This is a genomic window from Roseateles sp. P5_E11 (assembly GCF_054049355.1).
The window spans coordinates 1-1,138 of sequence record NZ_JBFUMO010001028.1 but is presented as its reverse complement, the minus strand read 5'-3'; the positions used below and the strand labels follow the sequence as shown (position 1 = coordinate 1,138).

1 protein-coding gene and 2 pseudogenes are annotated in these 1,138 nt (G+C 63.3%); 1 reads left to right on the top strand and 2 read right to left on the bottom strand.

All coding sequences use genetic code 11. The features are described from left to right. Window positions 1-513: pseudogene (locus ACXJKR_RS33135) on the bottom strand (SOS response-associated peptidase family protein); the annotation flags it as partial. A gap of 173 nt (window positions 514-686) precedes the next feature. Here ACXJKR_RS33135 and ACXJKR_RS33130 point away from each other — a divergent pair. Beyond that, window positions 687-917: a helix-turn-helix transcriptional regulator gene (locus ACXJKR_RS33130; RefSeq protein WP_457326472.1), complete on the top strand. Its 231-nt coding sequence runs from the start codon at window positions 687-689 to the stop codon at window positions 915-917. Between the two features lie 26 nt (window positions 918-943). On the opposite strand, the pseudogene ACXJKR_RS33125 reads toward ACXJKR_RS33130, so the two are convergent. Continuing rightward, a pseudogene (locus tag ACXJKR_RS33125) lies at window positions 944-1,138 on the bottom strand (hypothetical protein); the annotation flags it as partial.

Genomic DNA, 1,138 nt, shown 5'->3' with positions numbered 1-1,138 from the left:
CTTCGGCGTTGCGCGGGCCGGCCGGCAGCGATAGCGCATGGGCCGAACCACCAGCTCGCCGTCGAGCACGGTCATCACCGGCACATACCAGCCCGGGAAGATGCGTGAGTCGGCCTCGATGGGCGTGGTGCGGTGGACGTCGGCAATCTTGTCGAGGTTCCACTGGATCTTGTTGCTGCCGATCCGCACATCCTCATGCGCGCCCTTGTTGGGCTTGTCCGGCTTAGCCAGGATCTTGCGCTGTGCATCCGCCACGCGCTTGCGCTGCTCGAACAGGTTCGTTTCGTACACCATCGCGTCATTGCGACGGCATTGCAGGATCAGCTCCCAGATTTCGCGCTCTTCATCGGTCTGCGGATCCGCAAAGACCATCTCCATGCCCTTGGGCCACAGCAACTGGGCGCCTTGGGCCTTCCTGAAGAACAAATCGCGGAACTCCTTGATGCCGACACGCGCGCGGAACTCGCGCACGTACTTTCGATAGTCGGACCACACCTGCGCCGAGTAGCACATGCTTCAGAACCTCCAGCACGTCGAGACCTGGATGCTAAAGGCGGCAGTGCACGAAGCATGGCAGCAGTGAATCCGCCGCAGCAGCATGACGGCGGCTTTTCTCCACGAATCCAGTGGCAGGAGGCAGCCAGCGCGAGCCTAGATTCTGGTCACCCCTCCACCGGAGCCCAGCCGTGCAGACAACCCAATCCCTGTCCGCTATCGGCCAGACCGATGCCGATCCGTCCGACACCTTGCGGCTGCCGCGGGTCCGCGAGCGGACCGGCCTCGGTCGTTCGACCATCTACCGCCTGATGGCCCTCAAGCTCTTTCCAAGTGCGGTGCAGTTGGGTCCACGCGCGGTGGGTTGGTACAAGGCCGACATCGACGCTTGGTTGGCAGCCCGCCCGAAGACATCCCACTAGACAGCCACCAGGCACGACCTGCCGCTTCAGGCAGGCATCGCCAGCTTCAGCACCAACCAGACGAGCAACAGCAGCGCGATGAAGCGCGCACACCGCCACGTGGTGAACCTGTAGCGATGGTTGAGGCAGACGGCCTCATACAGCTGCACAAGCGCCAACAACGCCGCGATGATTGCTGCAGGCCACACCAATCCAGCAGCAGCCGGCACGCGAAGCAGCAG